The organism is bacterium (assembly GCA_030654305.1).
Classification (GTDB): Bacteria; Krumholzibacteriota; Krumholzibacteriia; order LZORAL124-64-63; family LZORAL124-64-63; genus PNOJ01.
Genome location: JAURXS010000001.1, coordinates 1 through 12,639, shown reverse-complemented (window position 1 = coordinate 12,639; position 12,639 = coordinate 1). Strand labels below are relative to the sequence as shown.

The following is a 12,639-nucleotide window of genomic DNA, read 5'->3' as shown; positions in this document are numbered from 1 at the left end:
AACATCGGTCTGGCGCTCTTCCCCTTGCTGAACGGGGGGCTGCGCGACGCCACCCACGGCTACACAGCCAGCATGCTGATGTTCGCGGGCCTCGGCGTCGTGGGGTTCGTCTTCGCGCTGCTGCTGAAGCGCGCCGACCGTCTGGGCGGCGGCGTGCTGGAGCGCAGGCCGACGCGCGTGTCCGGGGTTTGACGCCCCCGCGGTCGCGGCCTATCATTGCAGGGCCCGCTCCGCGGGCCCGTCGCCGCGAACGGCGGCCGACGATGCACGAGAGCCTGGAGGCCCCATGAAGATCGCCGTCTGCGTGAAGCAGGTCCCCGACTCCGAGACGCGGATCACCCTGGCCGCGCCGGGGCCGGAACTCGACCGGTCCGGGTTCACCCGCGTGCTGAACCCCTACGACGCCTTCGCGGTCGAGGAGGCGGTCCGCATCAAGGAGCGCCTGGGCGCCGACTGCGAGATCACCGCCGTGACGATCGGCCCGGACCGCGCCGTGGAGACGCTGAAGAAGGACTGCCTCGCGGTGGGCTGCGACCGCGCGATCCGGGTGAACGAGCCCGCGCTGGAGAACGCCGAGCCGCTGCAGACGGCGAAGGTGCTCGCCGCGGTGCTGCGCCGCGGCGGCTACGACCTGATCCTGACCGGCAAGCAGGCCATCGACGACGACAGCGCCCAGGTGGGGCCGATGCTCGCCGAGCTGCTGGACTGCTCGCAGGCGACCGTGGTGACGAAGCTGGAACTGGGCCAGGGCGTCTTCACCGCCACCTGCGAGATCGAGGGCGGCGCCGCCATCGTGCGGGGCTCGCTGCCCGCGGTGATCACCTGCCAGAAGGGCCTGAACGAGCCGCGCCTGCCCAGCCTGCCGAACATCATGAAGGCCGGGATGAAGCCGCAGGAGACCCTGACCTGCGCCGACCTGGGCCTCGAGATCCCCGCGGCCCGCACCCGGATCACGACGTACTCCCCGCCCCCGCCGCGCGCCGCGTGCCGGATGGTCGCAGCCGACGATCCCGCCGCCGCCGCCCGGGAACTGGCGCGCCTGCTGCGCGACGAAGCCAAGGTCATCTGACGGGAGACCGGACATGCCGAACATCGCCGTTTACATCGAGCAGAGCGGGGGCGCCGCCAAGAAGGTCGCCTGGCAGATGACGGCCGAGGCGCGCCGCCTCGTCGACCGGACGGGCGGCGAGGTCTGGGCCGTCGTGCTGGGGGACGCCGCCGCCGCCGCCGAGGCCGGCCGCCACGGCGCCCACCGCGTCTTCACCGCCGCCGGCGACGCCTTCGCCCGCTACGACGCCGAGACCTGGACGCGGGCCCTGGCCGCCTTCGTCGCGGCCCGCCGCCCCGACCTGCTGCTGGTGGGCGCGACCGCGACGGGCAAGGACTTCGCGCCCCGCCTGGCGGCGCGGCTGGACGCCGCCTGCGTGAGCGACTGCGTGGGCCTGGACTTCGACGGCGGGTTCAAACTGCGCCGCCCGATCTTCGCCGGCAAGTGCTACGCCGAGGTGGCGGTCGACGCGCCGGTCGCGGTGGCGGGCGTGCGCCCGAACGCCTTCCCCCTCTTCGCGGGCGGCGGCGCCGACGCGCCGGTCGAGGGTTTCGACCCCGGCCTGGGCGGCTTCGCGCCGCACGCCTCGGTCGTCGAGACGGTCACGTCGGCGGAGAAGAAGATCGAGCTGACCGAGGCCGAGATCATCGTCTCGGGTGGCCGCGGACTCAAGGAAGCCGGCAACTACAAGCTGATCGAGACGCTGGCGGCGACCATGGGCGCCGCGGCGGGCGCCAGCCGCGCCATCGTCGACGCCGGCTGGGTGCCCCACTCCCACCAGGTCGGGCAGACCGGCAAGACCGTCAGCCCGAAGCTCTACGTGGCGGTGGGGATCAGCGGCGCGATCCAGCACCTCGCGGGCATGAGCTCGTCGAAGTGCATCGTGGCCATCAACAAGGATCCCAACGCCCCGATCTTCAAGGCCGCCGACTACGGCATCGCGGCCGACCTCTTCGAGGTCGTGCCCGCGCTGGACGAGGCGATCCGGGCCCTGGACTGAACCGTCGACCGTCGTCGCCGCGGCTCCGGCCGCGACGCAGAGGGGCTCCGCCGCGGCGGAGCCCCTTCCCTTTGTCGGCGTTTGTCGGCGGTCAGCCCGCGATCACGGTCCTGACGGGCCGCAGTCCGATGTTGGCCACGCCGGCGGTGGCGTAGTTGCCGCCGCGACGGGCGCTCCGGCAGGCATGGGCCGGGCTCGCGTAGTTGCCGCCGCGGAAGACCCGCAGGGGACCCACGCCGACGTTCAGCGGATCGGTCACGGCCCCGGGGACGTACGGCGCAAAGAGGTCCTCGCACCACTCGGCCAGGTTGCCGTGCATGTCGTAGAAGCCCCAGGCGTTGGGCAGCTTCTGCTCCACGCGCATGACCACCGGCATGCAGTTCCAGCCGACCAGTTCGAGGTTCGGGTCGCCGCACTCCGGGTTCAGCAGCGGCCCGTTGGTGAAGGCCGTGGTCGAGCCGGCGCGGCAGAGATACTCCCACTCGGCTTCGGTGGGCAGCCGGTAGCCCGGCGTGGCGGTCTGGCTCCCGGCGGCGAGCGTCCAGGTGGCGTGGTCGTAGGCGCGCGGGAGTCCCTGGCGGAGGCTCCGCCAGTCGCAGTAGGCGATCGCGCCGTACCAGTTCACGCCGCCGATGGGGTAGGTCGTCTGATCGGCGTTCAGGATCCGGAACGAATCCGCCGGAGCGAAAAATACCAGCGTCGTGGCGCTCAGGTTGAGCAGTTCGATGCCGGAGCCGTCGAGGTTGTCGTACACGTGATACTGCGTGATGTCGTCGACGATCAGCGTGTCGACGATGCAGTGGCCCTGGTGGTAGGCCCAGTTCAACTGCGTGCGGAACGCCTCGCGCGTGACCTCGCTCCTGGCGGCGAAGAGGCTGCGGGTCAGGGTGACCTGGCGCTGGATCTCCTCGCTGCGGCGGCCCCACTCGTCCTCTGGGCTGCCCATGGTGAACGAGCCCTCCGGCACGAACCGGTACCCGGTCGGCGCCGGCAGGTCCTGGCGGTAGACGCCCGCGAAGGTCGTGGTGCCTCCGAAGACCTCCAGCGTCTGCGGGTTGGCGATCGGCAGCCACCAGCCGCTGCGCGCCTCCCAGGTCAGCGTGTACACGCCGGAATCGAGCGCGTCCAGGGTCAGGTCGCCCGACCCGTCGAGGCGGTAGCCGTCGGGGCCGGTGAGGATCCAGGTCGTGCCGGGATCGTCCGGGGTGGCGTCGACGACGATCGTGCTGGGCAGGTTCTCCCGGTAGAGGCCTGCGAACTCAACGCTGCCGCCCGCCTCGAGCTTCAGGGTCGACGTGACCGGCGTGGGGCGGACCCAGCCCTCGACGGCGCCCCAGGTCAACGTGTAGCTGCCCAGGGACTGCGAGGCGAAGGTGCGCGCGCCGCTGCCGCTCTCGTTGAAGCCGCCGGGACCGCGCATGGTCCACGAGATGTCCAGGGTCGTCGGGCTGGGCGTCACGACCACGGTGCCGGACGTGGGGGGCGCGGTGGACGAGCCGCCTTCGTCGTCGCTGCAGCCGCCGCCGAAAGCCATGGCGGCGGCGAGCGCGGCGCAGACGAGGAACAGGTGTCGCTGCTGGAACATCGTCGACCTCGGGGGGGTGGAGTGATCGGGACCGGAGGCTGTCGCCGTACGGCGCCGGCCCCGTCTAATGTAGGGGCCGGCCGTCGCCAGCGTCAAGCGGGGAAGCGCCTCCGGGGGGCCTCAGGCGCCCAGGAGACCCCTGGCGGCGGCCATCGCCGCCTGGGCCTCGTCGACCAGCTGCTGGAGGATCTCGCGCAGGGGCTGGGTGCGGGTCACCAGGCCGACCGACTGGCCGGCCATGAGCGAGCCGCGCTCGACATCGCCGTCCACCGCCCCTTCGCGCAGGGAGCCGACCCAGTACTTCTCCACCTCGAACTGGGCGTCCTGGCGGCTCATCTCCCCGGACTCCACCTGGCGCAGCAGGTCGAGCTGCAGCTCGCCGAAGCGCTCCATCGCGGCGTTGTTCAGCGCGCGCACGGCGACCACCGGCAGCTTGGAAGAGTACTGGGGCGTGGCGATCGCCTCGCGGGAGCGGGCCCGGATGAAGGCCTGCTTGAACGCCGGGTGGGCGAGGCACTCGTCGGCGACGACGAAGCGCGTGCCGAGCTGGGCGCCGGCCGCGCCCATCAGGCAGAGGTGCCCGATCATGCGGCCGTCCGCGATGCCGCCGGCGACGAAGATCGGCAGCCGGTCCGCGTAGGGGAACAGGACCTCCTGCAGCAGCACCGAGGTCGAGACGTGGCCGATGTGGCCGCCCGCCTCGCTGCCCTCCAGGATGAGCGCGTCGGCCCCGTAGCCGATCATGCGCTCGGCGATGGAGCCGGCCGAGGCGAAGCAGATCACCTTGGCGCCGCTCGCGCGGGCCTGCTCCACCTCGCTCTGGCGCGGGATCGAGCCGGCGAAGAAGATGTGGCTCAGCCTCTTCTCGCAGCAGATGTCCAGGTGGGCCCGGTAGTTCGGGGCGATGACGATGATGTTGGCGCCGAAGGGCCGGTCCGTCAGGGCGCGGGTGCCGTCGATCGAGGCCGCGAAGACCTCGGGCGGCATGTTGCCACCGGCGAGCGAGGCGAAGCCGCCCAGGTTGCAGAACGACGCGACCAGGTGCGGGTCCGAGATCCAGGTCATGGCGCCGCACATGATCGGCACGTGGGAGCCGAAGAACCCGGCGCCGCGCCGCCACAGGCGGTCCAGCTCGGGAGTCGTGCGCACGGGATCGTAGACGGACATCGCAGCCTCCAACTCGTGGATCGTGGGGGCGCGCCGGCGGGCGGGCGCCGCCGGCGACGCCGATATCTTACCGCACGTGTCCGGATTTGCAAGGGCCCAAGCCGGCCGACGCCGCGGCTCGCCTCAATCGGCGAGCTGCCGCTCGATCATCTCGGCGAGGTCCAGCGCGCGCAGCGTCTCCTCGCGCCCGGTCTCCTTGATGCCGTCGCCGATCATCGTCAGGCAGAACGGGCAGGCGGTGCAGACCTCCGCGGCCCCGGTGCCGGCGGCCTCGTCGACCCGGTTCTGGTTGATGCGCGTGCCCAGGGACTCCTCCATGAACATCCGGGCGCCGCCGGCGCCGCAGCAGAACCCGTCGCGGCGGCTGCGGACCATCTCGACGCGCTCGAGGCCGAGTGCGTCGACGAGGTCGCGAGGCGCGTCGTAGACGCCGTTGTGGCGGCCGAGGTAGCAGGAGTCGTGGTAGGTGACCCGGGCGGCGCCGCCCGGGCGCAGCTTCAGGCGGCCCTGCCCCACCAGGTCCAGGAGCAGTTCGGAGTGGTGCAGCACGCGCGCCGCCGACCAGTCGAACTGGGGGTACTCGTTGCGGATCATGTTGAAGCAGTGCGGGCAGGCCGTGACCACGGCGCCGACCTCGTACCGGGAGAAGGTCTCGATGTTGCGCCGCGCCTGCGCCTGGAAGAGGTACTCGTGGCCCGCGCGTCGGGCCGGGTCGCCGCAGCAGCCCTCCTCGGTGCCCAGCACGGCGTAGTCGACGGCGGCGCGGTCCAGCAGGCGGCACACGGCACGCAGCACGTCCTTGTTGCGCTCGTCGTAGGCGCCGGCGCAGCCCACGAAGAGCAGGTACTCGGCGCGGCCCTTGTCGCGCAGGCGCGGCACCGGCAGCTCCCCGATCCAGTCCTCGCGGGCGGCGGCCCCGACGTTCCAGGGGTTCGAGTTGTTTTCCAGGCCGCGCAGCGCCGACTGGAACTCCGGCGGCATCGCCGATTCCATCATCATGCGGTGGCGGCGCAGGTCCACGACGTGGTCGACGTGCTCGATGGCGACCGGGCAGACCGTCTGGCAGTAGCCGCAGGTGGTGCAGCCCCAGAGCACGTCGTCGGGGATCACGACGCCGGCGAGCGCCGGGCGCGCGAGCGCGGCCGACGCGGCGGCCGCCTCCGCGTCGCGTCCCCGGTGCTTCAGCTTGCCCACCAGGCGCAGGCCGTCGGCGACGGCCAGCAGGTGGTCGCGCTGGTCGGTGATCAGCTCCCGCGGGCGCAGGGGCTTGCCGGTGACGGCCGTCGGGCAGTGCACCGTGCAGCGACCGCACTCGGTGCAGGTGTACATGTCCAGCAGGCGCCGCCAGGAGTAGTCCTCCAACTTCCCGACGCCGAAGACCTCGCGCCCCTCGAAGTCCATCCGGGCGGGCGCGGCCGGCGGGCCCAGCTTCATCGTGAACACGTTGGGCAGGGCGGTCAGCACGTGGAAGTGCTTGCCGTAGGGCAGGAAATTCAGGAACGCCAACACCAGGACCAGGTGCGACCAGAACATCCAGCCCAGCCACGCCCGGAGCTGCGGCTCGGGGACGCCCGCGAACAGGCCCGACAGCGCGGTGCCGGCGAAGGACCAGCCGGCCTCGGGATGGTCCGGCCGCAGGGCGAACAGGGCCGCGTCGCCGAGCAGGTCGGAGACCATCAGCGCGGCGATCCAGACCAGGATCAGCACGCCCTCGGCGCTGAGGTGCAGGCGCCGCGGACGCAGCACCAGCCGGCGCCAGGCCGCGAAGCCCACGGCGGCCAGCACGACCAGTTCGAACGTGTCCTTCAGCACCGCGTAGGCCTGGCCGAACGGGCCGTCGAAGCCCGGCAGCTGGAAGTCGGGGCTGAAGCCGCGGCCGCAGAGCGTGATCGTGCGCAGGGACACCACCAGGAAACCCGAGAAGATGCCGACGTGCATCCAGCCCGCGCCCCGCTCGTAGAGCAGCCGCCTCTGGCCGAAGCCGATGGCGAACAAGCGCCGCAGCCGCTCGCCGACGCGGTCGCGCCGGTCGTCGGGCGCCGCGGCCCGCAGCAGCCAGTAGCGGTCCGCGACGGTGTTCGCGAACATCGCCAGCGCCGCCAGCAGCAGCACGGTTGTCAGCACGGGGTCCATGGCCGTCCTCACGGGTCGGGATTCGCAACGCCGCCGCCAAGATAGCAACCGCGGACGGGCCGGGGAACCGAAAATCCGCCGCCGCGTCCGCCACCCCGGGGTGGACACCGGGGCCGGTCCTCGGTACATTCTGCGGGATCCGCGACCCAGTCGGAGGAGCGCCGGGACCGTGTCCCGGTTTTCTGTGAGGGAGCCGGGCGCCGACGGCGGGTCCCGGACCGCCATGAGGAGCCGCATGGACCACAACCGCATCGACGACGACGACCCGACTCCCGGCGACGACGCCGTCCGGGAGCTCCTGCTCGGCATGCGCCGGGTGGCCGTGGTCGGCATCTCCGAGAACCCGGAACGGGCCAGCCACGGCATCACCCGCTTCCTGCTCGGCAGGGGGATCGAGGTCGCGGGCGTCAACCCGCAGCTGCGGGAGGTGCTGGGCGCGCCCGTCTACCCGACCCTGGCCGACGTGCCGGGGCCGATCGACGTGGTCGACGTGTTCCGCCGCAGCGAGGCCGTCCCCGCCATCGTGGACGCCGCCATCGCCGCGGGGGCGCGCGCCGTCTGGCTGCAGGAGGGCGTGGTCCACCCCGAGGCGTCGCGCAAGGCGGTCGCCGCCGGGCTGACGGTCGTCGCGGACCGGTGCATCTACAAGGAATGGCTGCGCCTGGCCAACGCTTGAACCCCGGCGGCCGCGCCGGACGACGCAACAAGAACCGGAACACCGCGGCGCGATCGCCGCAAAGGACGAGGGAAAAGCCATGAGCCGCATCTGCATGATCGGGACGGGATACGTGGGCCTCGTGTCGGGGGCCTGCCTGGCCGACTTCGGGCACGAGGTCTGGTGCGTCGACATCAACGCCGAGCGCATCGCCGACCTGCACCGCGGCGTCATGCCGATCTACGAGCCGGGGCTCGACCGCCTCGTCGCGAAGAACGTCGCCGGGGGCCGCCTCTTCTTCACCACCTCGCTGGCCGAGGCGATGGGCGCGACCGACGTGATCTTCATCGCCGTGCAGACGCCCATGTCCGACGGCGGCGAGGCCGACCTGACCTACGTGCTGAACGTGGCGCGCGAGGTCGGCAGCCTGATGACGCGCCCCAGCGTGGTGGTCACCAAGAGCACCGTGCCGGTGGGCACCTCGCGCAAGGTCAGGGCGGCCATCCTGGAGTCCCAGCCGCGGCCGGTGGACTTCGAGCTGGCCAGCAACCCCGAGTTCCTGCGCGAGGGTTCGAGCATCGAGGACTTCATGCGCCCCGACCGCGTCGTGGTCGGCGCCGATTCGGCCCTCGGCGAGAAGGTCATGCGCGAGATCTACCGGCCGCTGTACCTGCTGGAGACCCCGATCCTGGTCTGCGACATCGAATCGGCGGAGCTGATCAAGTACGCCAGCAACGCCTTCCTCGCGGTGAAGATCTCCTACATCAACGAGATCTCCACGCTGGCCGACCGCGTGGGCGCCGACGTCTCGATGGTGGCCAAGGCCATGGGCCTCGACAAGCGCATCGGCCCGAAGTTCCTGCACGCCGGCCTGGGCTTCGGCGGCTCCTGCCTGCCCAAGGACACCAACGCCATCGTCCACATCGCCGAGCAGGCCGGCACGGACATGAGCATCGTGCGCGCGGCGATCGGCGTGAACGAGCGCCTGCCCGACATCGCCATGGCGAAGGCCCGCGAGCTGCTGCCCGAGCTGAAGGGCGCGGTCGTGGCCATGCTGGGCCTGAGCTTCAAACCGAACACCGACGACATCCGCGACGCGCCCAGCCGCCCGCTGGTCGCGGCCCTGCAGGCGGCGGGCGCCTCGCTGCGCGTGCACGACCCGGTGGCCATGGACAACTTCCGCGCCCTCCACCCCGCCCTGCACTACTGCGAGGGCCCGTACGACGCCGCGGCCGGCGCCGACCTCGTCCTGCTGGTCACCGAGTGGAACGAGTACCGGCAGCTCGACCTGGCTCGCCTCGGGGCGGCCGTGTCCGGGCGCCGCTTCCTGGACTGTCGCAACGTCTACAACAGCGCCCTGATGGGCGAGCACGGCTTCACCTACCGTTGCTTCGGGCGCCCCCGCGCCTAACGGCCCCACGACCGGGAACCCCACAACCGGCCGCGGCCGGGACGGGAAAAGGACGGCATGCACGAGAACGACGGCCGCCGCATCGCCCGCTACGACCTGGTGACGCCGATGCTGCCCTGCAAGCAGGAGATCCTGGCCGGCGTCGACCGGCTGCTCTCGACCGGGGAGTACATCCTGGGCCGGGAGGTGCGCGCCCTGGAGGGCGAAATGGCCGCGGCCTGCGGGGCCGCCGACGCCGTCGGCGTCGCCTCCGGCTCCGCGGCCCTGTACATGGCGCTGCAGATCGCCGGCGTCGGCCCGGGCGTCGAGGTCGTGACCACCCCGTACACCTTCGTCGCCACGATCGAGGCGATCATCCGTCTGGGCGGCACGCCCGTCTTCGCGGACATCGACCCCCGCACGCTCAACCTGGACCCGGCTCTCGCCGACGCGGCCGTCACCGGCCGCACCCGCGTCCTGCTGCCGGTGCACATCTTCGGCATGCCCTGCGAGATGGAGCCCTTCGCCCTCGTCGCCGAACGGCACGGCCTCGACCTCGTCGAGGACATGTGCCAGGCCTACGGCTCCCTGTACCGCGGCCGCCCCTGCGGGTCCTTCGGGCGCCTGTCCTGCCTGAGCTTCTACCCGACCAAGAACCTGCCCGGCATCGGCGACGGCGGGATGATCATCTGCCGCGACGCGGCCGACGCCGCCCCGCTGCGCCGGTTGCGCGGCCACGAGACGGTCCGCGTCGGGGGCCGCCTGCTGTCGGGCTGGAACAGCCGCCTCGACGAGATCCAAGCCCTGGCGATCCGCGTCCGGCTGGCCCGCTTCACCGACGAGCAGGCCGACCGCGACCGCGCCGCCGCCATCTACAACGGGCTGATCCCCGCCGCCAATCGGCTCGCCGAGCCGCGGCCGGGCTCGGGACTACGCGTGACCCATCATCAGTACTGGATCCGCGTGCCGGATCGTGCCAGACTGGAGGCCCGGCTGCGGGAAGCCGGCGTCGACTTCGGCATCTACTACGCGCCGCCGCTGCACCGCCACGAGCTGGCCGAGTACTGTCGGGTGCACGGGGAACTGACGCACGCCGAAGCCGCGGGACGGGAAGTGCTGGCCCTGCCGATCCACCAGGCGCTGCCCGAGCGCGACGCCTTCAGGATCGGGGAACTGGTGAAGGAACACCTCGCGCGGACGGCCTGACGCGAACGCGGACCGCGACCACGGGAGCGTACGAGCGATGAGCAGCGGCACCTACACCCTGGGAACCCTGGACGGGCGCCTCAACCGCGCCCAGACCCTGCTGGTCATCGAGCGGCTGCGCGCGGCGCACCCCAAGGCCATCTTCGACATGGCCACCGTCTCGGACCCCCGCACCAACCGGCAGAGCGCGTCGGAGCTGTACTGCGCCAACTCGGCGGCGGAGATCGAGCTGCTGCTGTCGCACCTGCTGGACGGCGACTTCCAGCTGCTCGACGTCGCCGCGGAGGACATCGTGCGCCCGCTGCCGAGCGGGCTGGTCGTCGCCGCGGTGCCGGAGCGCAACACGCCCTTCGACGCCCTGCTGCACAAGGGCGGCTGCATCGCGGACGATCTCGAGGACGGCACGCGCGTCGGCGTCCTCTCCCGCCGCTCGATGGCCCAGATCCACCAGCTCTGGCCCCAGCTCAAGCCGAAGCTGCTCTACGGCGGCGCTGTCGAGGCCCTGGACGCGTACCTCCAGGACGAGGCCGTGGACTGCCTGGTGATGCCGGCGGCCATCGCCGAACGGCTGGGCGTGCAGGACATCGTGACGGAGATCTTCTTCCCGGAGATGACGCTGCCCGGGGCCGGCCAGGGCCTCATCGCCATCATCGCGAGGGCCGGCGACACCGAGGCGCTCGCCATGGCCGGAGCCGTGGACTCCCCCCAGTCGCGCGCGGAGATGACGGCCGAGCTGGCTTTCCGCGAGCGGATCTGCTCGGACCAGGACTGCCCCCTCGGCGTGCTGGCCCAGGCGGGCGAGGACAGCCTGATCATCACCGGCGCCGTGGGTTCCCTGCACGGCCACTCCATGAACCAGGCCGTGCTGCGCGGGCCCTCGTCCGAGGCGACGGCGCTGGGCGTGCGGCTCGCCGAGCAGTTGCTGCTCAACACGGCGTCCCTGATCGACCTGCTGGAAGCCGACTTCCCCGAGGGGCTGCCCGTGGAGCTGGAGGAGGGCGCGGCGCCGCCGCAGGAGAACGACGACCTCCGCGCGGCGAACCTGCCGGAGGATCTCGACGAGGAGATCAGGGGCGGCGGGGACGACCCCTACGACGACGACTACGTCGAGCCGAGAGACGACTACTGATTCGGGATGACTACTGATCCTGAACCACTACCGATCTCGCCGCTCGGCCGCCGCCAGGGCCGCCGCCACGGCGGCGGCGGCGAACGGGTCGCACATCTGGGCCGTGCCGATCTGCACGGCGACCGCTCCCACCGCGAAGAACTTCAGCGCATCCTCGAGGGTCGCGATCCCGCCGACGCCCACCACGGGCAGTCCCGTCTCCTGCACGATCTCGTCGACCCGGGCCAGCGCCACCGGCAGCAGCGCGGGCCCGCTGTAGCCGCCACGGCGGCGCGGCAGGACCGGCGCGCCCGTGCGCAGGTCCACGTCCATGCCGACCAGGGTGTTGATGGCGGTCACGCCGTCGGCGCCGCCGCTCGCCGCCGCGGCGGCGAGCCGGGCGATGCTGCCCACGTTGGGCGTGAGTTTGGCCAGCAGGGCGCGCGCCGGCAGGTGCTCGCGCGCCGCGGCGACGCAGCGCTCCACCGTCCCGGGATCGCGGCCGAAGTCGACGCCGCCCTCGGCCACGTTCGGGCAGCTGAGGTTCAGCTCGACGCCGTGCCAGTGCGCGGCCCCGTCCGCCGCGGCGGCCAGACGGCGGGCCATGTCCCCGAACTCCTCCGGCCGGGTGGCCGCGAGGCTGGCGACGAAGGGCACCCCGCGCGCCTCGAGGACGGGCACGACCTCGTCCGCGAAGCGCGCGAGGCCGACGTTCTCCAGGCCGATGGAATTCAGCGCGCCGTGCGCGGTCTCCCACAGCCGGGGCGGAGGGTTGCCGCGGCGGGCCTCGGGCGTGACCGTCTTGGTGACCACGGCGCCGAGTCCGTCGAAGGGCGACCCGCAGCCGGGCGCGCCGAGATCGGCTCCGTCCAGACCGTAACCGAAGCAACCCGAAGCGGTCCAGATCCGGCCGGGGAACTCGCGCGGGCCGAGCCGCAGCGCTCCGCGGGGATCGAAGGCCAGCCAGGACGGCAGCGTCGTCATGCCCCGCCTCCCCCGCCGAGCCGCGCCCAGTCCAGGTCGAGGGCGTCGAAGACCGGCCCGTCCTTGCACGCCGTGGCGTAGCCGTCGCCGCCGGCCCGCGGCACCACGCAACCCCGGCACACCCCGTACCCGCAGCCCATGCGCTCCTCCACCGAGACCAGGCAGTCCCAACCGCGCTCGGCGGCCAGCGCCGCGGCCGCGCGCAGCAGGGGCGACGGGCCGCAGGCCAGCACCACGTGCGGCGGCGCCCCGGCCGGCAGCAGCGAGCGCGCCAGTTCCACGACGTTGCCGGCGAACGCCGGCCGGTCGGCCGGAAGCGCGACGGCCCGGTCCACGCTCGCGCGCCAGGCGGGGCAGCAGGTC

The 12,639-nt window shown here is 72.5% G+C and carries 12 protein-coding genes; 7 read left to right on the top strand and 5 right to left on the bottom strand.

What is annotated here, in order from left to right; translation table 11 throughout:
• From Q7W29_00060 to Q7W29_00050, 3 genes are all read left to right on the top strand, one after another.
• Nucleotides 1–192 (top strand): hypothetical protein (locus Q7W29_00060; GenBank protein ID MDO9170206.1); only part of this gene is annotated, 192 nt, incomplete at its 5' end.
• Nucleotides 193–286: 94 nt separating this feature from the next.
• Nucleotides 287–1,069, top strand: coding sequence for an electron transfer flavoprotein subunit beta/FixA family protein (locus Q7W29_00055; protein ID MDO9170205.1), 783 nt, complete (start codon nt 287–289; stop codon nt 1,067–1,069).
• Between the two features lie 13 nt (nt 1,070–1,082).
• Complete coding sequence (locus Q7W29_00050) at nt 1,083–2,048, top strand: electron transfer flavoprotein subunit alpha/FixB family protein (protein ID MDO9170204.1); 966 nt, start codon at nt 1,083–1,085, stop codon at nt 2,046–2,048.
• Between the two features lie 91 nt (nt 2,049–2,139).
• Here Q7W29_00050 and Q7W29_00045 read toward each other — a convergent pair whose 3' ends face one another.
• The 3 genes from Q7W29_00045 to Q7W29_00035 form a co-directional block, all read right to left on the bottom strand.
• The gene (locus tag Q7W29_00045; GenBank protein MDO9170203.1) at nt 2,140–3,633 is read right to left on the bottom strand and encodes a formylglycine-generating enzyme family protein; all 1,494 of its coding nucleotides are present in this window, start codon (nt 3,631–3,633) and stop codon (nt 2,140–2,142) included.
• A gap of 120 nt (nt 3,634–3,753) precedes the next feature.
• Complete coding sequence (locus Q7W29_00040; GenBank protein MDO9170202.1) at nt 3,754–4,800, bottom strand: nitronate monooxygenase; 1,047 nt, start codon at nt 4,798–4,800, stop codon at nt 3,754–3,756.
• 123 nt (nt 4,801–4,923) lie between these two features.
• The gene (locus tag Q7W29_00035) at nt 4,924–6,933 is read right to left on the bottom strand and encodes a (Fe-S)-binding protein (GenBank protein MDO9170201.1); all 2,010 of its coding nucleotides are present in this window, start codon (nt 6,931–6,933) and stop codon (nt 4,924–4,926) included.
• A gap of 235 nt (nt 6,934–7,168) precedes the next feature.
• On the opposite strand from Q7W29_00035, the gene Q7W29_00030 reads away from it, so the two are divergent.
• The 4 genes from Q7W29_00030 (at nt 7,169) to Q7W29_00015 (ending at nt 11,313) form a co-directional block, all read left to right on the top strand.
• A complete protein-coding gene (locus Q7W29_00030) occupies nt 7,169–7,609 on the top strand; it encodes a CoA-binding protein (GenBank protein ID MDO9170200.1) in 441 nt (146 codons plus the stop codon).
• A 79-nt stretch (nt 7,610–7,688) separates the two neighbouring features.
• A complete protein-coding gene (locus Q7W29_00025; GenBank protein MDO9170199.1) occupies nt 7,689–8,999 on the top strand; it encodes a UDP-glucose/GDP-mannose dehydrogenase family protein in 1,311 nt (436 codons plus the stop codon).
• A 57-nt stretch (nt 9,000–9,056) separates the two neighbouring features.
• On the top strand, nt 9,057–10,184 hold the full coding sequence (locus Q7W29_00020; protein ID MDO9170198.1) for a DegT/DnrJ/EryC1/StrS family aminotransferase: 1,128 nt from the start codon (nt 9,057–9,059) through the stop codon (nt 10,182–10,184).
• A gap of 37 nt (nt 10,185–10,221) precedes the next feature.
• The gene (locus Q7W29_00015; GenBank protein MDO9170197.1) at nt 10,222–11,313 is read left to right on the top strand and encodes a hypothetical protein; all 1,092 of its coding nucleotides are present in this window, start codon (nt 10,222–10,224) and stop codon (nt 11,311–11,313) included.
• A 27-nt stretch (nt 11,314–11,340) separates the two neighbouring features.
• On the opposite strand, the gene Q7W29_00010 is transcribed toward Q7W29_00015, so the two are convergent.
• Together Q7W29_00010 and Q7W29_00005 are read right to left on the bottom strand one after the other, a co-directional pair.
• Entirely contained in the window at nt 11,341–12,276 is a 936-nt protein-coding gene (locus tag Q7W29_00010) for a dihydroorotate dehydrogenase (protein MDO9170196.1), read from the bottom strand.
• Nucleotides 12,273–12,639: hypothetical protein (locus tag Q7W29_00005; GenBank protein MDO9170195.1), on the bottom strand; the 367-nt coding region annotated here is incomplete at its 5' end. The genes Q7W29_00010 and Q7W29_00005, both read right to left, overlap by 4 nt.